Below are 23,667 nucleotides of genomic sequence, written 5' to 3'. Positions count from 1 at the left end.
CGCCAGTGGGCTGCCTGTTAATTGACTGTTATTGGCCAATACTAAATAACAATCATTCTTGCCTTAATGCTATTTACCTTATTTACACTCGCCGGCCGTTGCCCAGTCGACATAGCAAACCCGTGCCTCTCCCAAGTCACTGAGGAAGTTGAGCCAGTATATTTGATGATCGGCCAGCTTATCGCCCGGGCCTTTCACTTCAAGCCAACTAATGCGCCCTTCGGCGTCAAATAACACAAGATCCGGATGGCCACTGCGGTAATGCTTGAGATCGCCAAGCATACGTTCAAATACCTGAGCGAGCCTGGCGCCGGAAAGTGCCGCCAGCGTCAGTTCCAGCGCCTGTTGCGGCAGGTTTTCCCAGTAAACCCAATCATTTGCCAGTCCTTGCTTTTGCTGAAAATGGCGCCAAATAACAGCGCCAGGCTCCCGAGCGATTTCATCAAGACGCGCCGTGATGGCCTCTTGACGCCGACTAACAAACTCCTCGGTGAACATATCCCGTGGGCTGCGCTGAAATGGATTATCGAATACCGCCTTAACGGGGGCAAAAATAATGTCCCAAAAGGCGAGTCCAAAGAGGCCACAAAGCAAGGCATTCTCGAGAAAAAACGCCCGGTAACCGAGCGCTTCAAAGTGCGCAGCGACACGCAATTCAACTCGTTCACCATTGGGTGTGAGTTGCAGAGCTATCGCTGGCGGCGCACCCAGTCTACCCGGCACATTTTCATTCAGCGCTTGCAGTCTTAACATCAAAGAATCAAGCGCCAAGGAATCAGGCGCTTCACTATGGCCTGATGGTGAGGCAAACTTGCTGTCTTTGCCATTTGGCAATTTTTTAAGCAGGCGTTTGCCAATACGTTCTATGATTTGCCACTGACTCTCATTACCGGCAAGGTCGCAAAGGTGCAGCAGCGCATGAGTCAGAGCCCGCCACTGAGCCTGTTTTTCCAGGCAGCGGCACAGGCGTTCCCTTGCTAGCCAATGTTCGCACTGCGAATAGACACTGATGGCAAGAGTAGTTTGCCCTTGCCTTTCGGCTTCGCGGCCTATCAGAGTCAGTAGTTTTTGCCGGCGCCGCTCGAGTAAGGGGTTAGCCTCGGGCATCGCTGAAATGGCATTAAGCTGTTCAAGCAGCAATGGAATATCCAGCAGCTGTTTGGCTAGTATCGCCTCTTCTATCTGCTGACTCATATGGCCAAATGCCAACGCGACGTTAAGCTGCTCTGGGCTGTCATAGGCGCGGTGGGCCTTGTCCAGCACAGTGACTTCAAAGCGCTGCAAGCCCAGATCGCTGAGCACAAACTGGCTCAGATCCTGATAACGGTTGCCAAAATAGAGCAGCAATAGGCCATCGAGAAGCCGCTGGCATTTAAGCTCAATCCATTCTATGCCCAGCTCAGAGTTCAGTTCGCCAATCAATAACTGTGAGTCTTGGGGCCCGAGCGCCAGCATGGTACGTTTCAGTGTCTCCTTTGAGGCACCATTTACGCTTTTACCTAGATGCAGCACAATATCGACCAGCCCCCCAAGACTATTCTCGCCCTCCGAGGCTCGACTCTGTTGCAGTTTGAGAAGCGCCCGGCGCAGCTCTGTGAGGGTGACCCCTTTGAGCCAGGTTTCAGTGTTTGGCAATGATGAAGTGCTGATGAGCTCCGCTTGCTCAAGCCCCTTTATCGCAGGTTCAAGGGCCCCTATTTCCGGGTAGTTAAGCTTATCGGTGCGAAACCACTCGCCCTTGCGGGATAAGAGACGCACCAGCAACATCCGCGAAGGCTTGGTGCAGGCAAGGTACGCCGCGCGTAACCTGGCAAGCTCGCTTGGCAAAATATCCAGATAGCGGCGGCTACCCTCCAGCAAGAGTTCAAAATTGCTCAGGTAATAATCGCTTGCAAGTTCAAGAGTGGCCGGTTTCACTAAGGTTTTTGCCGCTAAGGTTTCTGCCATTAGGGAGCTTCGTCTGATTTCACGGTTTTCAGTTGTTCAATCGGCATGGGGCTGGCGAAATAGTATCCCTGCAGCAGGAATATACCGCGCTTTTTGAGGTACTCCACCTGCTCCGCCGTCTCCACGCCTTCGACTATCATCTCAAGCTCTGACTCCATACCAAAGGCGATAATGGCATCCAGCACACCACGCTTGAGATCATTGGTGCCTATGGTATCGGTAAACATCTTATCTATCTTGATGCTGTCGATCCCCAAGGCTTGAATATACTTAAAGCCGCCATATCCGGTGCCGAAGTCATCAATTTTAAAGCTGTATCCCCTCTCTGTCAGCCTGGCGATTTCCTGCTTGGCGGCGTCAATGTCGGCAATGGGCAAGCGTTCGGTGATCTCAAATTTAAGTCTGTCCGGCTCCGGCCAATTATGCTGTTGCAGCACACGACTGACATGAGCCTGCTCCAGATGTTCTGCCACCAGGTTGATACTTACCCAAGTGCCGCTCTCAAGCTCCGGCAGTTGTTGCAGTACCTGCTGCAGCAAAGATTCGGTAATGGGAATGATCAGGCCACAGGCTTCGGCATGCTCTACAAAGGCGGCCGGGGGGATAAACTCCTTGCCCTTCTTCCAGCGCACCAGGACTTCATAACCGACAATTTTGCCCTGATTAATATCGACTATGGGTTGATAGAAAGGGATAAACTCCTGCCGGGCAATTCCCCTTTGAATCATACTCTTGAGGGAACTGTGGTAACTCAGATAAAGCCAATAAACCCCGGCCAGCAGCACTCCGAGCAAAATGCTCAAGGGTAAACCGTAAACAAAGATCTTTTCTCTGGCGTAATCATCGAGTTTCTTTCCAAACCAGAGTTTTTGCTCCACCTGATGCTGCGTGTCCATCACACTGAGAAAATGCACATGGGATTCTTTGGGTACCGAGGGATTGCCGCGCTCAAATACCAGCCCTTCGGAGCCTGGAGCATGATGCAGAAACTCTATGTAAAAACAATCGCGGCAGGGAAGATTGATAATTTCACGGATCCAACTGCTGTCCAAAATCCAGTAAGCGGTATTGCCATTACTTCTGAAATAAACCAAGAGTTCCTGCTCGGTGTCATGCATGGCACCTGTAGTGGTTAGGCCAAAGCCCTGCCCTATGGGGGTGTCACTGGGAAGATCCGGCAATAGTAAATCCGAGCCAAGCGAACTGCAGCCCATGCCGGTTTTGGTTTTTATCCCCATCACCCGAAAATAGCGATTATAGTTTTCAGGTGCCCGCAATAATTTTGCGTCTTGCGGGCCACAATCAAAATGAAACTCAGGTACTTGATGGAGAATAATGTCATTGATGGAACGCTGTCTCTGGCTAAGATACTCTTCCATGAGTTTGAACTGATTTTTGACTATTACTGAGGTCACTGGCCTTAGCAATAACTCCGATGACAACAGCAAGAGAACTATAGGTAACAGCAACAGCAGCAAAACCCGTTTGTTCTCGGATACAGCCTTCATGATTATCGTCCTTGTAGAATGTCACTTCCCTTATACCCAGCCAGAGCGCCAGATACAATGACACAGGCAGCAAATACCCTATTCTACGGCAAAACCTTTTGCAGCCTGAGTAGGCAAAAACGGCCTTGGGCAATTTAGGTAAGCCACTGAAATTTATTGATTGACTCTTGTCTCTATCTCAACCTTTGGTTAACTTGGGCGCCTTTGAGTTTGGCATGCCTTTGTGCGCCAAGCCGAACATTTCAGCGACTAAGACTTTATTATTCGGAGCAGAAAATGAATGAAAATGTCATTCAGGCAATCCTGGTGTTTGCCGCATTTGTGGTAGTCAGCCTGATTATCGACCGTTTCCTGAAACAAGTGGCCGCCCGCTTTGACTCGGCGGCCAGCGAATCGTTTCGCTTGATCTCCAACTCCCAGCGCGTGGTACTGATATTTATTGGTGCCGTCTTGGCTTTATCCAAGTTGGGCTTTGATGTTGGCGCCTTGGTTGCCGGACTCGGGCTCACCGGCTTTGCTCTGGGTTTTGCCCTCAAAGACGCCATATCCAACCTGATTGCCGGCATTATGATAGTGCTCTATAAACCAATAAAGCTGGGCAATAAAATCGATATTACCGGCTCCAAGGGGACAGTGGTGGATCTCAACCTGCGTTATATCACGGTAAAGGATGAAGGCGTGACACATCTGGTGCCCAACTCTTTGTTCCTCAACAATAAAGTTTCCATTATTGATGAGGATAAGCAATGACGGTGCAGCTTTGGGATAAGGTTGCCAACCAGGTCAATTTCAATCTGGAAATCGATGTGCAGCGCTTCTGCCACTTGGTAAAACCCGATGCCAGAATACTGGACTTTGGATGCGGTTATGGCCGGATAACCAAGCAGCTGAAACAGTTAGGCTATCCTGAGGTGCTGGGGGTCGATCCCTCAGCCGCCATGATAAAGCGCGGCCTCAGTCTGTACCCGGACATCGATTTAATTCAGCTGCCACAACTTCCATTGCCTTTTGCCGATGAAACATTCGATGTGGTGCTGAGCTGCGCCGTTTTAACCTGCATGCCATCTGAAATGGCGCAAAAAGCCGCCATATTGGAGCTTAAACGCGTGCTTAAGCCTGGAGGCTTGTTCCACCTGAGTGAGTTTTGCGCCCCCATGACGAAACGTTTCACCTCAGGGCTGGGTACTCCTATGTGTTACCACACACCCATGCAGTTGCAGGAGCTGCTGGAAGACTTTGTCGACCTGGAGGATGAAGTCACGGCCTGTAGAACTTTGGCCGGCGATCCGGCTCAATGCTATCGAGCCTTTGCCAGAAAACCGCAGCAGGCTTTAGCTCAATTACGATAAATAGTCTGGATCAGATGAAAACCAAACTGGGTTTTGACCGGGCCATGCACTTCGAGCACCGGCTTTTTGAACACCACTTGATCGAACGCCTTAACCATCTGCCCTGGGCCAAACTCCCCGAGATCGCCGCCGCGTTTTTTTGAAGGACACTGAGAGTATTGTTTCGCCAGCTTGCCAAAATCTTCCCCTTTGGCGATACGGGCCTTGAGTTTTTCCGCCTCTTCACGGGTTTTAACCAAAATGTGTCTGGCGCAAGCTCTGGCCATGGGGTGTTTCTCCTGGGTCTATAGGGGTAAATTCGCGGCGGTATTTTAGCAAACAATCTGTGTTTTATCTGCAATCACTCTCTCTAATCCCCCTCTTTCATCACTCTCACTAATGAGATGGTCATGGCGCCGATGCAGGCTTTATCATCAAACTTGATAATTGAATCGCCCACTATCTCTTCAGCTAATGATGGGCTGTCCGCTGGGTAAGTACCGCCTTGCATCTTGGGGAGCCCCCATAAAGACGATAGAATGTTTCGCCGGGCGCTCACCTAAAAATCAGAGGCCCGGCTTTTAAATTCGCGGTGATTTAATGGCAAGCTTTCAGATGGCGGCCAGTCTCACCCACATTAAGGAATATCTACGTGGCATCAGCACCAACTGACCTTGAACGCCAAGCGGCGCGGTTTTCATTTAATAAGCGATGATATTGCCAGGGCTCTTGATGATATGCCTTACGTCAGTTGCGGCCTGTTGCACCTGCAACTACTGCACACCTCTGCCTCGCTGACGCTCAACGAAAACGCCGATCCCACAGTGCGGCAGGATTTTGAGGCCTGGTTCAATCGCGCAGTGGCCGAAGATACCCCTTACTTTCGCCACACCTATGAGGGCGCCGATGATATGCCGGCCCATATTAAATCCAGCCTGCTTGGCACCAGTTTGCTGCTGCCTGTCAGCGCCGGACAGCTGGCACTGGGCACATGGCAAGGGATCTATCTTGGCGAGCACAGAGACAATGGCGGTCGGCGCCGCCTGCTGTTGACCCTGCAGGGGGAATAAAGCGGCAATACTTGGCAAACCGGTAAGAGTGAGCGGCACAGTTTTTGTTGAGATGCTTTTGTTGAGATGCTTTTTGAAGCGGGAGTGAAACCGCCTGTTTAAGTCAATATGACTCAAACAGGCCTGATTGTTACTCGGCTATCCGCTCAATTCTTGCCAGATAGAAACCATCGAAACCGGTTTTGGCCGGGCTGATGGTTTCCTCATCGAGTAAGCGGAAATGGCTTTGCTGCTTCAGAAAACGCGCTACCTGCTGCTCGTTTTCCTGCGGCATAATCGAGCAAGTGGCGTAAACCAGGATCCCGCCCACCTTCACCATGCGGCTGTAACTGCCGAGAATATGCTCCTGCAGTTCCATCAGCACCGGCAAGCGCTCCGGAGTATCACGCCATTTGGTGTCCGGGTTGCGTTTCAGCACCCCAAGCCCTGAGCAAGGCACATCCAAAAGTACCCTGTCGGCGCTGAGTTTCAAACGTTTGATGGTCTTGCTGGATGCAATCAGCCGGGTTTCCACATTGTGGGCGCCGGCGCGGCGAGCCCGCTGTTTGAGGTTATCCAGCTTCCACTGCTCAACATCCATCGCCAGCAGTCGTCCCTTGCCCTGCATTTTGGCGGCCAGGTGCAGCGTCTTGCCGCCGGCACCGGCGCAAGCATCAATGACCCGCATCCCTGGTTCAACCCCAAGAGCTTCGGCGACATGTTGCGAGCCGGCATCCTGCTGCTCGAACCAGCCCGACTTGAAGCATTCGGTGCGAAACAGCGCTGAATCTGAAATCACTTCAAGAGCGCTGGCAACCTCGGGGACTTCACAAGTCTCGACCCCTTCCTTGGCAAGACGAGCCTTGAGTTCTTCCCGGCTGCACTTAAGCAAATTGGTGCGTAGATAACGTTTGGGGGCCTGAGTCAAGGCATGGCGCTCGGCCGGCCAGTTATCGCCCAGTTGTTCACTCCCTAGCGCTTCGAGCCACTGTGGGCAACCATCGAGCAGCGCAGGCATAGCCTGGGCCTCAGCCATCCGCTGCTCAAGCAGCTCACTGTCCATCTGCAGCGCGTAGCGCATTTTCGGCAGCTCAAGGCCATTGGCCATATGCCAGGCGTTGATGAGTCTCGTGCCTTCACGCTCAATTTGATCCGCTGCAACATCGGCCAGAAAGCTGTAATAACTTAAACGGCGCAAAATATCACCGGTGACCAGAGCAATTCTGGCTTGCTCCCAAGGCTTGAGGCGCTCAGGTGCAAACTGCTTTGAGTAGGCGCGATCCAGCGGCGCACCTTGGGTCAGTACCTGATTGAGAATCGCAATGACCAGCTCACTGGCATGTTCGCTAAGCGGGGAGTTAAGCATATTTGGGCCTCGGGATGGAAAACCGCTGGATCATAGGAGTTCGCCCCCAGCTCTGCAAGGGGCTTGAGTGGCTTTGGCGGGATTAATCGGTTTTTAACTGAAAGTTTGCTGTATTTGCGCACCGTCTGTAGCGCTCCCCTAGGGCGAGGTAAAAAAGCCAGCTCAATTAAGCACGCTGCGAATTTTCTTCAGCAAGGTGTCGGCATTGGTGGGTTTGATAATGTAATCCTCTGCGCCCAACAATAGGGAGTTTTGGAAATGATCCACATCGGCATAGCTGGTGAGCATGATCAGCGGGATTTCCTGCAGCATGGGGGTTTTCTTGCAGACTTTGAGGGTTTCAATGCCGTCAAGTATCGGCATGTCTATGTCCAATAAGATGAGATCCGGCTTGAGGATCTTGGCCTTTAACAGCACTTCTACCCCATTGGTGGCCCTCTCAGCCCGATAACCATGCTGTTCCAGGATAGTAACTATGATTTTCAACACCACATCCTGATCGTCGGCCACCACTATGGTAGCCTTCTTGCCGCTGTCTTTTTTCTCCAATGCCGCCTTTTGCTGCAGCATCTGGTTTGAGAGCTCGTTGAACAATGACTCGCTCTTTTCCTTGAGGCGATTGAGTTGCGGGTTGATGGAGTAACGTTTCAGCTCCTCAATAAACTTGTTGATCTCTTCATCCGGCAGCGAGTGAAATACCCGCCTGAAAGCCTGCATGAAAGCACTTTCAGAGATGGAACTGAGTATTCCGTCAACATCTTGCATTATGCTGGTGATCAGCGACGACTGTTGCTTGCTGGCCACTTTGACTGACTCGTTGAGTCCTTCCAGGCAATCGGCAGTGTTTTGCAGCTCATACTGCATATCCAGATCCTGTTGATCGAAACGCTTGAGCTCGGATTTAAGCGCTATGATCTCAAGCAACTTGTATAAGGTGAGGATGATTTTATTATTGTCATAGATGGGCCGAATGGTGTCGTAACTGTCAAAAGCTTCGCGGCGACACAGTTCAAACGCCTGAGCCCGACAACTTTTTTCACACAACAACATACTCGCCTGTGGCACTGTTCTCAGGGCATTGAAGTGTTCATTGCCCTGAAGAAAGCGCTTCAGACTCTCGGCATGGGCCACATCCTGAAAACAATAGACCAATAGCATTCGGGTATGTTTCTCTTTTGAAAGGCTCGCCAGTTCCTTGTTCTCCACCCGGATATCCACTCTGAGAACCCGCTCGAAGTAGACATTGACTATGGCTTCCACGGGCTCGACCAGATCCTGATCATCAAAAAACAATATCAGGCTAGTTACGCTGTCTCTCATCCTTGTTCTCCCGACATACAGGCATTCAGGCCTGGGTAGCTTGTGATTGCGGCATGGCCCGCTTGACCAACGCCGCCTCGTGCTCAATCTGCTGGCGATATTGTGTTGAAGATGTCAATTGCCCTTCGGCGGCCTGTTGCTCCAACTCGGCAAACAGTTTGCCAAGACGCACTGCGCCGGATGAGTTGGCGGCGCCCTTGAGCGCGTGAGCCCGGCGTCTCAGCTCCTGGGCTTCCAGGCTCTCCAGCGCCTCAAACAGCGGCGGCAGTTCCCGCTCAAGTGAAGTAAGAAAGTACTGCACTATGGATTGGATTATCTCGTCATCCTCTGTCCCCAAGATCTCAGCTAACTTGTTGAGATCCAAAGGCGCCTCGGTATGAGCCGAGGGAGACTCGCCGATCATTTCATTCTGGCGGAACTGATTTTGGCCATGCCAGGCCAGTAGTTTGCTTTTGAGGGACTTGAATTCCACCGGCTTGGCCAGATAATCATCCATGCCAGCCGACAGGCAATTTTGCAGTTCGCCGGACATGGCATCTGCAGTGACGGCGATGATCAGGGTATGAGGCAAGTCCTGCTCTTGTTCAAGGCGGCGAATTTCGGCTGTCAGTTCAAAGCCGTCCATTCCAGGCATATGGCAATCGGTAAGCAGCACACTAAAGCCGCCACTCTGCCACATCTTCAGTGCTTCGAGGCCATCTTCCGCCAATTCAAAACGGCAGCCCAGCTTCTTCAACTGTAATGAGATCACTTCTCTGTTGGTCTGATGATCTTCGGCCACCAAGATGGTAAAACCGGCGTCGGTCGCAATATCTGTCTCTGAGACGCTACGGCCAATCCGCGTGGTTTCACCGGGAGCAAACATTTGCCATAACGCTGGATTCTGCCCGCTCAGCATCGCCAGAGCCGCAAGCACAGCCGTGGGTTTGAGCGGATGACAAGAAAGCATACAGACCCGCATATCCGCTTCAACCTTAGAGGTAATCGAGTCTTCATCGAGTAATAACAAGGCACATGGCAGCCCCTTTTCCCCCCGATTGCGATACTGTTTGTAAGCTTGGTAACTGTCGCTGATAAGCAGCTCGGATTCTGCCAAGCAGGCTTGTTCAAATAGGCTGCCTTCCAGTTGCCCGGAATCGAGGCACTGATACTCCAGTTCGAGTTGTTCAACAAGGTGCAACACGGCCACCAGATGTTGTTTGTTGTCGATACAGATAAGCAGTTTGATATTAAGCTCGCTGTAGCGCTGCAGCTCGGTTTCCCGGTATTCATCGGCCGCTTCACAGGGAAGACGGAGCCTGAAGGTACTGCCGACATCCGGTTGGCTTTCCACCTCTATTTTGCCGCCCATCAAATCGACAAAAGACTTGGTGATACTGAGCCCAAGTCCCGTTCCGCCATATTTACGGGTGGTTGAAGAATCTGCTTGGGTAAAGGGCTCAAATAATTGTCTGAGCTGGGCCTTGGTCATTCCAACCCCATTGTCTATCACCTCGAGGATCATCTCACTGTGGTTGTCATGGCTTTGACGACACTCAGTTCGCAACATAACCAGTCCCTGCTGGCGATTGCTGTGGGTAAACTTGATGGCGTTGCCCACCAAATTGAGCACTATCTGGCGGATACGCACAGGATCCAGGCGGATAAGCACCGGAAGATTCAGATCCGGCAGAATATTGAGAAACACGTTCTTGCTGGCGGCATTGAACCAGAGCACTTCTATGGTCTTCTCCAGAATAGACAGCAAGGAGACAGATTCTATCTCCAGTTCCATCTTGCCGGCTTCTATCTTGGAGAAGTCGAGAATGTCGTTGATGATCTCCAGCAGCGAGAAAGCCGAATCCCGGATGGTGCCTATCATCCGCTGCTGCTCGGCACTGAGACCGGTATCGCGCAGCAAATCTATCATGCCCACGACACCATTCATGGGAGTGCGGATCTCATGGCTCATCACCGCCAGAAAGCGGGACTTGGCCTGGCTCGCCTGATTAGCTTCGGCGCTCTCTCTCGCCAGTGACTGCTGCAGCGCTTTTTCATCGCTAATGTCCTGATTAATACCGAAGAGTTTCACCGCCACACCGTTGCGACGTATGGTGTCACCGGCAGCCTTAACCCAATGGGTCGCCCCGGTGCGCTGATTGATAACCCGAAACTCGGCCCGAAACGGCACCTTGTGATTGATGCAGGCGTTGACATTCGCCTCGGCGTCGGCGATATCTTCGGGATGTACCCGGGCACGCCAATCTCTGAAGGTCAGTTTCTCTGAATTCAGGCCATAGATGCTGCGCATCCTGTTATCCCAGATAAGCTCTCCGGACTCTATGTCCCAGGACCAGTTACCTATTCCACCTGCCTCGGAAGCCAGATCCCGCCCCTTAAGCAACTCCTCCCTTTGTTGCTTGGCCTCCATCAGACCGATTTCAAACTGCTTGCGCTGACTGATATCCTCAAACGCCATTAAAAAATATCTGGGCTGCTCGTGGCTGTCGCGGATGAGGCACACGGAAACATTCAACCAAAGGACACTGTCATCAAGGCGCAAATAGCGTTTTTCATCGCCGTGAAACTTAAGTTCATTGTTGAGCATTTTTTCACTGAAGCGCAGCCATCCATCAAACTGCTTGAGATTGAGCGCCACTTCGGGATCCATACGCGCTATCTGCTCACGGTCACAGCCTGAGATGTCACAGAACTTGTCGTTGACCTCAAGCCACTCGCCACTCATACCTATGCGGGCAAAACCCACTGAAGCCTGCAAAAAGGCCGCCCTATAACCCAGCTCCTGTGCCTGCAAGGTGCGATGCTCTGGCCGCTGGATTAACGGACTGGGCCAGAGCCAGTAGAGCTTTGGCGTCAGGCCATGGCTGGCACGCCATTGCAGATGAAACTCCAGTAAGCGGCCATCTTGATGCTTGAGGATCAAAAGCTGTGGCAAATGTTGTCCTGGAGTCCAAAACGGAGAGATAGAGCCAAAACCCAGTTGCAGCAATTCCTCAGGGCTATAGCCCAGTAGCCCGGCAAACGCCTGGCTCACCTCAAGAATATGATGGTCGTCTTTGAGTAACAGGAAAAGCCCTGAGTAAGGCTCTATATTATTGCCGGTATCCACGCCATTGATGCCTGGGATATTGTCGACGAAGCAACCACTGTCCGAGTCCAATGACACCCTTGGCGCCAAGGCACCCGTAACTGTTATCGCTTCAAGTTCCAATAGGCGAAATCGCACTTCCCCAGCGTCATTCTTAATGGGATAACTGCAAACCCTTGTAAAACGGCCATGGCTCCCCGGCATTCGTACCACAGTCGCGCCCCGACTCCATTTTGGCAGCGACATAAAACCGCCGGGGCTGTCGGCCCTGTCGAGAACAGCAGCCATCGTGAGCCTGGTTTCCGCAGAGTCAAAATCACAGATTTCTGCCAGGTTTTTACTGGCATAAATAATGGTACCCACATCGTCCAGTTCCGTAATAACAAGCGTTCTTGGCAATTGTTCAAGACTGGATTGCCATAATTGCAACTGTTGATTTTGCCGCTCAATCACCATCCAATGCTGCAAACGATTACCCAGATATTCACGAAGTTCGCTAATTTCGCGGCGCATGCCTGACAATGAAACAGCGACAAGATTGAAGCTTTCCATTCCCTGTTCGCGCCCAAGGGCAGTCAGTGTTCTTGCCAGCTTTTCCAGCGGTCTCACAAGGTCGATATAAAGCCAGACAAGGGCGAGCAATAATAGTGTTGTCAGCAGCGCGGCGGGCAAAAGCACTGGATTGGCACTAGGAGGCGGCGTGGCCACAATACTCAGTTGCCAGTCCTGACCATGAAGACCCGTAGCATTGACCGCACGGCTTAACTGCAAGGTTTTTAGCGTTTCATACCCTCTGGCCGGTTGGTTGCCTGCTTCCTCGCCCACCTGAGCAAGCCTCTTCCCTTGAGCGTCCGTAAGCATCACTTCAACCCGGGTAAAACCGGCTGTTTGTAAACGCATGGCTGTAGTATCCAGCAGGGACTCGAAAACTTTGTAATCCAGCGTCGCCAGCCAGTAATAGTTACCGGCTTCCTTGGCTGCTGGAGCATTGCCTTCCTGCTCTTTGAGTCGCAAGCCATCGCCTGAAATCCGGGCAAGGAAGGATACTTGTCTGCCCAATACCGTGTCCTGAGCCAGCAGTGCCACCTGAGGCAGTAACGACAACACAGGTTCGGCCTGTAGCTGCAGTTCGCGCTGAAGTTGCCTCAGGACTGGAGGGGCATTTTCATGTTCCTGGCCGGTTTGCCTATTGGCGGAAGCCAAAATGGGAGTTGAAAGCGCTTGGGATGACAATGCGTATCCCTGGTTATCTATGCTGGTACGGGCAAATATTTGCCCTTGTTCCGACAGGAGCACCAAACGGGTAAAGGCCGGTGTTAGCAGCAGTTGTTCGTCGAGATATTGGGGCAGCTTTTTCTCTTCAGCTTCTGGATGGTTTAAGTAACTCGATAACTGCACAGCCTGGCTTTGGGCAGTTAAGGCGGCGCGCCCCAACAATAATTCAAGTTCCAATTCAGTGGCAGAGGTTTGCTGCTTGAGCTGTTGAAACTGATTGGAATGATGGCGTTCCTGCTGCCCATTTTGGTAGAGGATTAAAATTACGGCCATAGCCAAACAAGCCAGCAGCGCGGCCAGCAGTTGCCGTTTGAACAGACTCACGCCCATCTCCCGCTGTTCCTGGAAATAGGTAATAACCAATAAGCCTGGTACAAATACAAAACCCGGCAGAAACTACTGAGCGGATCATCCTTGAAGTCAGCCATAGCCATCCCTTGGGCATTGAGCCAGAAGCAGAACATCCCCTTTTGCTTTGAATAGCCCTCACTATTGCCGCTATTGCAAAGTCTTGAAGGTAAAATGACCTTAAAGACTATGGCGTGCGACAACTGCAAGCTATTTAGGATAAGCATAGACAATGGATTGAAAAAAAGCGGGAAACTATTGCCCTATGAGGAGATGGCGATTGAGCTGGCTTTGAATTATATGGATAGTCTAAGGGCCGGGACAATTGCAGAGTAGTAGGGGATAGCCAAGGAAAGAAGCACAACTGAAATGGTTTGGAACCAGCATACCTGAGTCAGCCTGAGGCTTTCGTTACCTAGCATTTCAAACAATGGGATCAAATTATTTGATCTAAAAATGCTCACTATCCACATGTTTTTAAATGTTAAAACCGCAAATCTCACACAGATAACTGATTTTTTATTGAAATTGATTCACATCAGTTTAGCGCTGTTTGATGACTGAATTTGAACGTAACCCGAAGACAAGGGAAGATACTCAGCCTGGACGTCACGCTATACCATGGCTCCCGTGTCTCAGTTCCAAAAAGAAACCCGACGAGGGTCGGGTTTCTTGAGATAGCTTATGTTCAAAAACAGCTGATTAGCGGGCCACGTATTCGCGGGCAATCTCAGCCGCCAGCTTGGCATTGTTGTAAACCAGCTCTATGTTGGCAGTCAGGCTGTGACCTTCGGTAATTTCGGCAACTTTGGCCAACAGGAACGGTGTTGAAGCCTTACCGCCTATGCCTTTCTCATCCATTTCAGCCACTGCGCGGGCGATGGCGCCATCGATCAGTGCTTTATCCAAAGCATGCTCGTGAGGAATTGGGTTGGCAATCACCATACCGCCCTTGAGCCCCATGTCCCACTTGGCTTTCATGGCGGCAGCCACTTCTACCGGCTGCTCCAAGCGATAGTCGACACCGAAGTCACTCTCGCGGGTATAGAAAGCCGGCAGTTTATCAGTTTGGAAACCAACGACAGGCACGCCTTGCGTTTCCAGATATTCACGGGTCAGGCCCAGATCCAGAATAGACTTGGCACCGGCGCAAACCACGGCCACATCTGTGTTGGCCAGCTCCTGCAAATCGGCAGAGATATCGAAAGTTTGCTGAGCGCCGCGGTGCACACCGCCGATACCACCGGTAGCAAACACCTTAATACCGGCCATTGCCGCCAGGATCATGGTAGAAGCAACTGTGGTGGCACCGTCTGCACCTTTGGCAACAATAAAGGGAATGTCACGGCGACTGGTTTTGATAACGGCTTCACCGGCCTTGCCCAAGTAATTGATCTCTTCCTGGCTCATGCCCACTTTGAGGCGGCCCTTGAGAATGGCGATGGTTGCGGGTACAGCGCCGTTATCACGGATGATCTGCTCCACCTTGAGCGCTGTCTCAACGTTCTGCGGATACGGCATACCATGGGAAATAATGGTCGATTCCAGCGCGACCACCGGCTTGCCTTGTTCCAGGGCTGCTTGAACTTCAGGATGAATATCCAGATACTGCTTCAGCATAACGACTCCTTGATAATACGGTTTACGGAGATTTCAGACATATTGGGGTTGATAGTTGCGATATGAGACAGCGCCAACCGGGCCGCGGCCATCGCAAATTCTGTGGTTTCCAGCAATGGCCACTGCTTGAGCCAACCGTGAGCCAATCCGGCCAGGAAGGCATCTCCGGCGCCATTGGCGTTGACCATTTCCACCTGCTTGGCGCTCACCATCTGTGACTCACCGCCATCGCTGACAAATACACCTTCACTGCCCATACTGAGGAAGATCCGCTTGACGCCCTGGTCATGGAACCAGTTAGCGATAGCGCTTAAGTCTTCTTTGCTGCGCATTTCGATGCCGGAGAGGTGCTCGGCTTCTTTGAGGTTGGGTTTGAGGGTGTGGATGGCGTTGAGGTAAGGCTTGATTTTCATCGCCTTGACACAGGAAACCGTGTCAATAAATACCGGAACTCGAGGGAAGTTGCTCAGCAGATAGGATAAAGCGGCTTCGGAAAGGTTGGTATCCAACACCAGCAGTTCAGCGCGGCGCAGCATATCTTCCAGCCCCTTGAGCACTTCAGGGCCCAATCTTTCCAAAATGGCCATGTCGTTGATGGCTACATGCATATCGGCGTCGCCATCCAGTACCGAAAGATAGGTGGAGGTCACCGCGTCTTCGAACTGCAAACTGTTGCCCATATCGACTCCGGCCTGACGACACTGGGCGGTGATCATTTCACCATAGGCGTCTTTGCCTACCGCCGTCACCAGTCGGGTATCTGAACCCAGACGAGCCAGGTTTTCAGCGATGTTGCGCCCAACACCGCCGGGTGAACAACTGACGCTGCCGGGATTGGAATCCCCTACCCTGAGCTTGGAAGCCGGCCGGCCAAGAATATCCATATTGGCGCCGCCTATCACGACCGCAAAGGGATTCTCCGCCAAGATATACCCCTTGCCACGGATCACGCCTTTGTGAGTCAAGTTCATGATATGACCTGCGACTGCAGAGCGGGTTATGCCCAGCTGATCAGCAAGTTTTTGCTGCGGTATCAAAGGGTCAGCTTTAATAAGGGCCAGAATTTCGAGTTCACGTTCTGTCATTGGCGCTTTCCTGTGCAAACATTTGTTCTTGTGACAAACTTTTGTTTGCACAATAAACACTATGTCCGAGGCTGGCAAGCGGAATTTAACCCCTAATTACAACTTCGTGATCTACTCAGCAATTTTTAACAAGTCGAATTTTTTATAAAAAACCCATCAATTCATATAGATACACTAAATCAATCAGGACATGTCCTGTCATAAAAACAATAAAAGTGGTTGAAGTTAACCGCGGCAAGTTTGAGTGCAACATCTGTTGTATTGTCGTAAACGGCAGGGCTCAGTGTTGCTGAATAGCAGCCCTGCTTGTGCCACGTCTGTGCTAGTGATTGCAACGTCACCCACAAAGACAGGCTGCTCCGCTATTCGCCTGATGGCTTAAATGATAAGTAACTCAAAGGATTGAGTAGCTATAGGGACAAAGTTAATAGAGAAATACTGACCTGGAAAGCGAGAATGAAAGCGCCCTTGACTGAGCGCCTTACAGTGTGTGGAGAGCAGTCGTTATTGCACTGTTCAAAAGCAGGGCCGCGGACAAGCTAACGCCGCCCGCTGACAAAAGGATTGATAACATCACGCCTGAAAATGGTCAGATGCCCAGCTCTTTGAACAGATCGTCAGTGTCATCATCGGCATTGGCGGCCTTAACCCAGGGCGATTCCGGCGCTTTGCCCTGCGCCTGTTGATTGCCGTGGCGGGCCAACAACAAATCCGGATCAAACTCTTCATCGGTTTCAAACTCGGCCAGGCGGATAAACTCTGTCTTGTCCATGGCAAACTCAAGATAGAAGATATGGTTGTTTTCTGTCTTGAACGACACCCGGCGGGCTATAGGATCATCCAGGTTGGCATCGATAGAGATAGTCAGCTCCTTGTTGATGGTCAACATCTTTGGCTGGCTCTGACTGATGGACGTTTGCAGCTCCTTGGACACCTTACCGATAAAGTCCCCCAGCATCTGATTCATCAATTCGCCCATCACATTGCCCACCTCGTCTGAGGTATGAGAGAAAGCCAACTCCTCCTCCGGCATGCCCATATGCAGCATGTAGCGGCGATAGATTTCCAACGCGGCGGCCGCTGAAAAGTTGATCACCACCAGGCCTGAGAAGCCACCATCAAAAATAGAGAAACACCCAACGTCCGGCTTGAGTCGGGTACGGGTTATCTTTTGCACTATACCTGCGTGGGACAGAGTGCTGGCGGTGGTAGCCGACAAGACATGGGTCACAGAGTGACAGAGTTTCAGCAAAATATCGTCCGAGCTAATGACTTGAGGTGTATTCATGAAGAGAGACCAATAATAGACATAAGGTTAATTCTGAGCCGATTTTGTTTAAAAATCAAAGTGAAAACAACAAATTAGCCCTTTACTTATGACATGTGTGATCCAACACATCTTAAGCTTTTGATATTAGAGCCGATATCCAGAATGCAGCCTCGAAGGCATGAGGCCTGTTTTCCCCTCTGTTGGCAAGATTTAACGCGAACAATGAGCGCGATCAACAAAGCAATACACACAAGGTAAAAAGGTTTCACTTGGTTTTTCCATCGCGTTATAGTCGCTGCCAACTACCTAATAAGAAATAACAAAGGAGTACAAAATGGCATTACTCAGGAAGCTCACCATTCTTCAGCGCCTTATCCTTATGTTGGTTCTGGCCGCGATAGGCACCCTGTGTTTCGCCAGTTTTTCCATCAAAGAACAGTATGACAATCTGATAACCCAGAAATGGCTGCAAAATGATGCCCAGTTGAACACGGCCCTGTCTGTAGTTGCCGCACATCGCACTCAGGCACAGGCGGGTAAACTGACTCTCGAAGAGGCGCAACAGGAGTCGGCCGCCTTGATCGGTCAGATGCGTTATGGCCGTGAAGGCTACTTTATTCTGTTGTCGGATCAGGGCAAGATCATCGCTCACGGCGCCGAGCCTTCGCTGGTGGGTCAAGCCATTGCCGGTTATCGCATCAAAGACGGCAGCAATCCGCTGGCCCAGCTACAACAACAAGCCAAGGCCAATGGCACAGGCAAACTCAGCTATGAGATCCGCAACCCGGCCAGTGGCAATAGCGAAGAAAAGCTCACCGAATCCAGATATGACAAAGATTGGGGCTGGACCCTGCTGACCGGCACATATATCAGCGATGTCAACGCCACCATGAAGTCAGTCTCAATCGATTATTTGATCATTATGATGTTGATTTCAGCGCCGATTTTCATCTTCTTCCTGGTGCTCAATCAATCCATTACCGCACCGCTCAAGACCGCCATCGCCGCAATGGAGGATATTGCCCAAGGTGAAGGCGACCTCAGTAAAAGGCTCGAGGGTCAAGGCCGTGATGAAGTGGCTGCACTCGCCCGTGCCTTTAACAGTTTTGTAGAGAAGATAGGTAGAACCGTCAGCGAACTGCAGCCACTTGGTGCATCGCTGGGCGAGGACGCCGAGCACCTGACAGTTGCAGTCAAAGAGTCCAACCACAGCGCCGATAACATCCACAGAGAAACCGCCAGCGTGGCTACCGCCGTGAATCAGATGCTGGCAACCACACAGGAGATGGCCAACAATACCCAGCAGGCTGCCGATGCCGCTTCCAGCGTCAAACAACAAGCCCTCAGCGGTAAAGAGACCATGGATGCAACACTGGCAAACTGCCAGGAGCTGGTGCGCGAACTGCAGGCTGCAGAAAATCTTACCGAAACCCTGGGTCAGGCTTCAGGCAGAATTGGCGGCATTCTCGACGTTATCCGCACCATTGCCGAACAAACCAACCTTTTGGCACTCAACGCCGCCATCGAAGCCGCCCGCGCAGGTACTCACGGCCGCGGCTTTGCGGTAGTGGCCGATGAAGTGCGCGCCCTTGCCAACCGCACTCAGGACTCCACCAACGAAATACACAAGCTGATCAGTGAAATTCAATCCGGTGTCAGCGCCGTTATGGAGAGTAACAGCCAAACACAGAGCCAATCCTCCGAGCTGCAAAAACAGGCCGAAGCGGCAGGCTCTGCCATGGATCAAATCCTTTCCCTGGTCGCGCAGATAAGCGATATGAATACCCAACTTGCCAGCGCTACCGAAGAGCAATCTTTGGTGACCGAAGAGATCAATCGCAATGTCAGCACCATTTCTGAGCTGACTCAAGTTTCAGTGCAAGCCAATGCCAGCAACCAAAGCGCGGCGATGTCGCTTGAGCAGATCAGCCAGAACATGCGCCGCACTCTGGGACAATTCAAGATCTAACATCTCGAGGGGCAGAACGTATTCTGCCCCTTTCTTATTGTGATAAGCTAATACTGAGTTTGCCATGGCGGTAGGATGACACCGCAGCGGCGGCCATTAGGTCGCCCGGGCGAGAAAAGAGGTATTGGCTTTGCGCATGACATTGGCGGTCTATCCGCAGCTATTCACTATCCACAGTTTCAGCTCAGATACTCAGGTTCCGGCCGAGGTACTCAGCCAGCCGCTGTTTTTTATCGCCAAAACCCGCGAGGAACTCTCGGTTGTCGTCGATTGTAAACTGGAGCTCGATAGCCTGGAGCAGGAAGAAGACTGGCGTTGTCTTGAGCTTTTAGGGCCGCTCGGCTTTTCCATGACGGGTATCATGGCCAGAGTCTCGGCGACTCTCGCCGATGCCCATGTGAGTATTTTTACTGTTTCAACCTTCGATACCGACTATATACTGCTGAAGAAAGATAAGTTGGATACCGCCATTCGCGCCCTCAGAAAGCAGCAATATCAGGTTATTGAATATGGCAATTGACGGCTTGGTCGCCGGAGTATTGCAAAACGTCAGCCGTTACCGGATATTATTCAGTTAATTACATGAGTCAAAGAAGTCTATGTACGAAAAAACCGTCACTATTACCGCCAAACACGGGATCCATACCCGCCCTGCCGCACTGCTGGTAAAAGAGGCGAAACAGTACGATTGTGATGTGATGGTTGAGTGCCAGGGCAAACAAGCCAGTGCCAAGAGTCTGTTCAAGTTGCAGACACTGGGGCTCTATCAAGGCGTGTCTGTCAGAGTATTTGCCGAAGGTGAACAAGCTCGCGAAGCCGTTGAACGGGTGTCGGAACTGTTGATCACCTTAAGTTGAGAGGAACACAGATGCGCCTCGCCGGAATTGCAGTCTCATCGGGTATCGCCTTCGGAGAAGCGGTAGTTTACAACCCCTTTGACAACAGCATGGATTACCGCCTGCTGCCACTTGCCAAAATCCCTCAAGAGCTGAATAAGCTCACCCAGGCACTGCAGCGCTTGTGCCAGCAGTTACAGACCAGCCTGGATAAACTGACCGAAGATTCAGACAACTTCCAATTGGTGGAAGCCGATCTGCTGCTACTGGAAGATACTGAACTTATTCAACAAATTCGCGAGTCCATCAGTGGGCTGCAGTTTTCAGCCACAGCAGCGGTAGAGCGGGTCTTTGCCCACCAGGCCAGTGAACTTGAAGCGTTGGAAGACCCTTATCTAGCAAACCGGGCCCAGGACGTACGTTGCCTCGGCAGACGACTTATCAGTAGTATCAACGGCGCCGATGCCGATGGCCTGGATAAACTCAAACATGACTCCATCTTGTTGGCCCAGGATCTGACACCGGCGGAATTTGCCCTGCTGCCCCTTGAACATATCAAAGGCATCATACTGAAGACAGGTGGCCTCACCAGCCACACGGCTATCCTGGCCCGTGCCGCCGGCATCCCCGCCCTGCTTTCCTGCAACTATCAAACAGGCAATATCAATGCCGGCGATCCGCTCATTCTGGATGCCAACCAAGGTGCCTTATTTGTTCGCCCGGAGCAAACCGAAGTCACAGAGCTTAAGCAGAGATTTGAGCGCGAGCAGGCAAGACGCAGCGCACTGGAGCAATACCGGGACAGGCAGACCCAGACCCAGGACGGCAAACGTATCAGCCTAATGGCCAACGTGGGTAACCTCAATGAGATCTCCCGTCTGCCCCAGGTCGGCGCAGAAGGAATAGGTCTGTTTCGTACCGAATTCATGCTGATGGATGTCAGTTGCATTCCAGATGAAAAGGCTCAGTACAACCTTTATTGCGATGCCCTGCAGCTGCTCAACGGCCAGCCCTTCACCATACGCACTCTGGATATAGGTGCAGACAAGGAACTGCCTTGCCTGGATCAGGCAATAGAAGACAATCCTGCACTTGGCATGCGCGGCGTGCGCTACACCCTTAAACATCCTGAAATTCTGCAGACACAACTACGGGCCGTATTGCGCGCCGCCAATCATGGTCCGGTTCGGTTGATGCTGCCCATGGTTAATCAGGTTGAAGAGTTGGACGCCGTACTGGATATGCTGGAGCACTGCAAACAGCAGCTCAGCGAGGCCGAGAAAGGCTATGGAGAAATCACCCTTGGCATAGTGGTGGAAACCCCTGCCGCGGTTATGAACCTGCCAACGCTGCTGCCAAAGCTGGACTTTATCAGCATAGGTACTAATGACTTGACGCAATATGCCATGGCGGCGGACAGGACCAACCCTGAATTAACCCGGGATTATCCCTCATTTTCACCGGCGATCCTCAGGCTGATTGCCATGACAATAGCAGACGCCAAAGCGGCCGACATCAGGGTGTCTTTGTGCGGAGAGCTGGCAGGCGATCCGCGCATTGCGCCAATACTGATGGGCATGGGGCTGGACGAGTTATCGGTCAACCCTGGCTCTGTGCTGGAAGTCAAAGCGGCGCTGTGCGAGGGTAACTTCAGTCAATTTGCAGACCAGGCCAAAAAAGCACTCGCCTGCACTCGATTGTCTGAATTGACATCCTTGATCTCCCTCTGTCATTAAGGCTGTTAATTCAGTATGCTAAGCAAAAATCCCCTTCCCCAACCTGAACGTTGTCGAGGGACTGTTTAACCGGAAACCAGAAGTCATCCGGAAACCAAAAACAAAAAGGACAAAACAACCCATGGGATTTTTAAGCCGGATCCGCCGCATGGTATCGGGGCAGCCCAACATAGAAGGCGGCATAAAAGTTTATGCCCCTATCAGTGGCGATATTGTTGCCATTGAAAAAGTCCCGGATGTGGTCTTCGCCGAAAAGATTGTCGGCGATGGCATTGCCATAGAGCCCAAAGGCCAATTTATGCTGGCGCCGATTGACGGCACTATAGGCAAAATTTTTGAGACCAACCACGCCTTCAGCATAGAGTCGCCCCAAGGGTTGGAACTGTTTGTTCACTTTGGCGTTGGTACCATAGAACTTAGAGGAAAAGGCTTCAAACGCCTGGCCCAGGAAGGCCAGGACGTTAAAGCCGGCGAACCTATACTGGAGTTTGACCTCGATTTTCTCAAAGATCAGGTCAACAGCCTGCTCACCCCTGTGGTGCTGGCTAATATGGAAGACGTTAAGTACCTGGAAAAACGCCAGGGTAGCGTCAGCGCCGGCAAAGATGTGATATTTACGGTTCAGGTTTAGATGGCTGGCAAACGGATAACGCTCAAGTGCATTATTTGTCCGAGTGCATTTGAGCTTCTCCAAGGCCACAAAAGCGCATCTACCCCTTCCAGTACTGATAACCAAGTCTGCAAGCCATGGTAGAGCAGCCATGAGACTTATTCGAACCAATCCTGAAGGCTCAACATTGCATCATCTTTCCGCTTATCTCACCTTTTAGTGATGGATTAACCCGAAAATGCTATTTATTGTCTATAAAAATCAGCATGTTAGACATAACAAATTCAAAGGTGGACGCTTGAGCTGATGCTGTTTTGAATTGCTTAAGAAGTTTTGCATCCGAACGTTAGCCATGTTGGTACGTAGCCTTTCCTGTGACAAAACGTGTTAAATAGTGGATTCATACAAGGGGCTGGACGCGCTTTTTATACCTCTTCGTTGCCGATTTAGACATAGCACTTTTCTCCAGACTATATGAGCATTGACATAGAAAATACCATGATTGACAAAACTGTTAGAGAAGAAATCCTTTCCAGGATAAAAAGGGCTGAAAAAGAACACGGGGTTCGGGTACTTTACGCCATTGAATCTGGTAGTCGAGCTTGGGGATTCGAGTCCCCCAACAGTGATTATGATGTGCGTTTCATATACGTCCATCCTAAAGATTGGTACCTAGCTGTTGACTTGGAAGATAAGAGAGATGTTATTGAATATCCCATTGTCGATGAAATTGATATCAATGGCTGGGATCTAAGAAAGGCATTGAAACTTTTTTCTAAATCTAATCCAGCATTTGTGGAGTGGCTGCAATCCCCCATCGTATATATCGAACGAGGTGCATTTGCTCAAGAAGCTCGAGCACTGCTTTCAAAGGTCTATTCTATTGATAAGGGGATATACCATTACCGGAGCATGGCTAAGGCGAATTACCGAGGTTATCTCCGTGATGAAATGGTGCCAATTAAAAAGTACTTCTATGTATTGAGGCCATTGCTTTCGATTATGTGGCTGGAAAGGTACCAAAATCCGGCGCCTATTGAATTTGAAAAACTTCGACAAATAGTCAGTGACAGAACTGAGTTAAATAGCCAGATATCACACTTACTTGAAAGAAAGAAGAGAAGTTTAGAGAAGGAGTTCGCACCACCTATACCAGAGATAAATGAATTTATTGAACTTGAGCTGAAACGATTGGAGTCTTTCTCAAATAGTACAGAAAAAGGTGAACAGGCCATGGGTGAACTGAATGCATTATTCCATAACGTACTGAGTTGACTAGTCAATTTCAGCTATCGAGTGAATTGCAGCCTGT

The 23,667-nt window shown here is 51.0% G+C and carries 18 protein-coding genes; 9 read left to right on the top strand and 9 right to left on the bottom strand.

All coding sequences use genetic code 11. The features are described 5' to 3' along the window. Window positions 1-78 precede the first annotated feature (78 nt). Both ACF8D4_RS13675 and ACF8D4_RS13670 read right to left on the bottom strand, forming a co-directional pair. Window positions 79-1,947: a VRR-NUC domain-containing protein gene (locus ACF8D4_RS13675; RefSeq protein ID WP_392465277.1), complete on the bottom strand. Its 1,869-nt coding sequence runs from the start codon at window positions 1,945-1,947 to the stop codon at window positions 79-81. After that, window positions 1,947-3,455, bottom strand: a complete 1,509-nt coding sequence (locus tag ACF8D4_RS13670) for an EAL domain-containing protein (RefSeq protein ID WP_392465276.1) — start codon at window positions 3,453-3,455, stop codon at window positions 1,947-1,949. Before ACF8D4_RS13670 ends, ACF8D4_RS13675 begins: the two co-directional genes overlap by 1 nt. 276 nt (window positions 3,456-3,731) lie before the next feature. Between ACF8D4_RS13670 and ACF8D4_RS13665 the strand changes: the two genes are divergently transcribed. Then, entirely contained in the window at window positions 3,732-4,205 is a 474-nt protein-coding gene (locus ACF8D4_RS13665; protein ID WP_025887287.1) for a mechanosensitive ion channel family protein, read from the top strand. After that, the gene (locus tag ACF8D4_RS13660; RefSeq protein ID WP_208124771.1) at window positions 4,202-4,804 is read left to right on the top strand and encodes a class I SAM-dependent methyltransferase; all 603 of its coding nucleotides are present in this window, start codon (window positions 4,202-4,204) and stop codon (window positions 4,802-4,804) included. The genes ACF8D4_RS13665 and ACF8D4_RS13660 overlap by 4 nt, the downstream gene beginning before the upstream one ends. On the opposite strand, the gene ACF8D4_RS13655 is transcribed toward ACF8D4_RS13660, so the two are convergent. Next, window positions 4,792-5,070, bottom strand: a complete 279-nt coding sequence (locus ACF8D4_RS13655; protein WP_025010268.1) for a peptidylprolyl isomerase — start codon at window positions 5,068-5,070, stop codon at window positions 4,792-4,794. The genes ACF8D4_RS13660 and ACF8D4_RS13655 overlap by 13 nt on opposite strands. Before the next feature lie 357 nt (window positions 5,071-5,427). Between ACF8D4_RS13655 and ACF8D4_RS13650 the strand changes: the two genes are divergently transcribed. Continuing rightward, on the top strand, window positions 5,428-5,853 hold the full coding sequence (locus tag ACF8D4_RS13650; RefSeq protein WP_392465317.1) for a secondary thiamine-phosphate synthase enzyme YjbQ: 426 nt from the start codon (window positions 5,428-5,430) through the stop codon (window positions 5,851-5,853). Window positions 5,854-5,983: 130 nt separating this feature from the next. On the opposite strand, the gene ACF8D4_RS13645 is transcribed toward ACF8D4_RS13650, so the two are convergent. From ACF8D4_RS13645 to ACF8D4_RS13620, 6 genes are all read right to left on the bottom strand, one after another. Then, window positions 5,984-7,198, bottom strand: coding sequence for an RsmB/NOP family class I SAM-dependent RNA methyltransferase (locus tag ACF8D4_RS13645; RefSeq protein ID WP_107004873.1), 1,215 nt, complete (start codon window positions 7,196-7,198; stop codon window positions 5,984-5,986). 162 nt (window positions 7,199-7,360) lie between these two features. Further along, entirely contained in the window at window positions 7,361-8,518 is a 1,158-nt protein-coding gene (locus tag ACF8D4_RS13640; protein ID WP_051472708.1) for a PleD family two-component system response regulator, read from the bottom strand. A 25-nt stretch (window positions 8,519-8,543) separates the two neighbouring features. Continuing rightward, window positions 8,544-13,205: an ATP-binding protein gene (locus ACF8D4_RS13635; RefSeq protein WP_345844908.1), complete on the bottom strand. Its 4,662-nt coding sequence runs from the start codon at window positions 13,203-13,205 to the stop codon at window positions 8,544-8,546. 726 nt (window positions 13,206-13,931) lie between these two features. After that, complete coding sequence (locus tag ACF8D4_RS13630) at window positions 13,932-14,849, bottom strand: pseudouridine-5'-phosphate glycosidase (protein ID WP_025010261.1); 918 nt, start codon at window positions 14,847-14,849, stop codon at window positions 13,932-13,934. Further along, window positions 14,843-15,934 carry a PfkB family carbohydrate kinase gene (locus tag ACF8D4_RS13625; protein ID WP_392468778.1) on the bottom strand — a complete coding sequence of 364 codons (1,092 nt, stop codon included), beginning with the start codon at window positions 15,932-15,934 and terminating at the stop codon, window positions 14,843-14,845. Before ACF8D4_RS13625 ends, ACF8D4_RS13630 begins: the two co-directional genes overlap by 7 nt. Window positions 15,935-16,523: 589 nt before the next feature. Beyond that, window positions 16,524-17,222: a DUF3334 family protein gene (locus ACF8D4_RS13620; protein ID WP_025010259.1), complete on the bottom strand. Its 699-nt coding sequence runs from the start codon at window positions 17,220-17,222 to the stop codon at window positions 16,524-16,526. Between the two features lie 316 nt (window positions 17,223-17,538). Between ACF8D4_RS13620 and ACF8D4_RS13615 the strand changes: the two genes are divergently transcribed. From ACF8D4_RS13615 to ACF8D4_RS13590, 6 genes are all read left to right on the top strand, one after another. After that, window positions 17,539-19,173 (top strand): methyl-accepting chemotaxis protein, encoded by a 1,635-nt coding sequence (locus ACF8D4_RS13615; protein WP_037474479.1) that lies wholly within the window; start codon window positions 17,539-17,541, stop codon window positions 19,171-19,173. 130 nt (window positions 19,174-19,303) lie between these two features. Then, window positions 19,304-19,693, top strand: a complete 390-nt coding sequence (locus ACF8D4_RS13610; RefSeq protein ID WP_025010258.1) for an ACT domain-containing protein — start codon at window positions 19,304-19,306, stop codon at window positions 19,691-19,693. Between the two features lie 79 nt (window positions 19,694-19,772). After that, window positions 19,773-20,030, top strand: coding sequence for an HPr family phosphocarrier protein (locus ACF8D4_RS13605; protein WP_028779985.1), 258 nt, complete (start codon window positions 19,773-19,775; stop codon window positions 20,028-20,030). Between the two features lie 11 nt (window positions 20,031-20,041). Then, window positions 20,042-21,745, top strand: a complete 1,704-nt coding sequence (gene ptsP, locus ACF8D4_RS13600; protein WP_392465273.1) for a phosphoenolpyruvate--protein phosphotransferase — start codon at window positions 20,042-20,044, stop codon at window positions 21,743-21,745. A gap of 121 nt (window positions 21,746-21,866) precedes the next feature. Beyond that, on the top strand, window positions 21,867-22,376 hold the full coding sequence (gene crr / locus ACF8D4_RS13595) for a PTS glucose transporter subunit IIA (protein WP_025010257.1): 510 nt from the start codon (window positions 21,867-21,869) through the stop codon (window positions 22,374-22,376). A gap of 477 nt (window positions 22,377-22,853) precedes the next feature. After that, window positions 22,854-23,630 (top strand): DNA polymerase beta superfamily protein, encoded by a 777-nt coding sequence (locus tag ACF8D4_RS13590; RefSeq protein WP_392468775.1) that lies wholly within the window; start codon window positions 22,854-22,856, stop codon window positions 23,628-23,630. Window positions 23,631-23,667 lie beyond the last annotated feature (37 nt).

The organism is Shewanella sp. YQ_9, assembly GCF_043103185.1.
GTDB classification, from domain to species: Bacteria; Pseudomonadota; Gammaproteobacteria; order Enterobacterales; family Shewanellaceae; genus Shewanella; species Shewanella algae.
The sequence above is the reverse complement of the archived record's forward strand: the minus strand, read 5'-3'. Positions and strand labels throughout refer to the sequence as shown.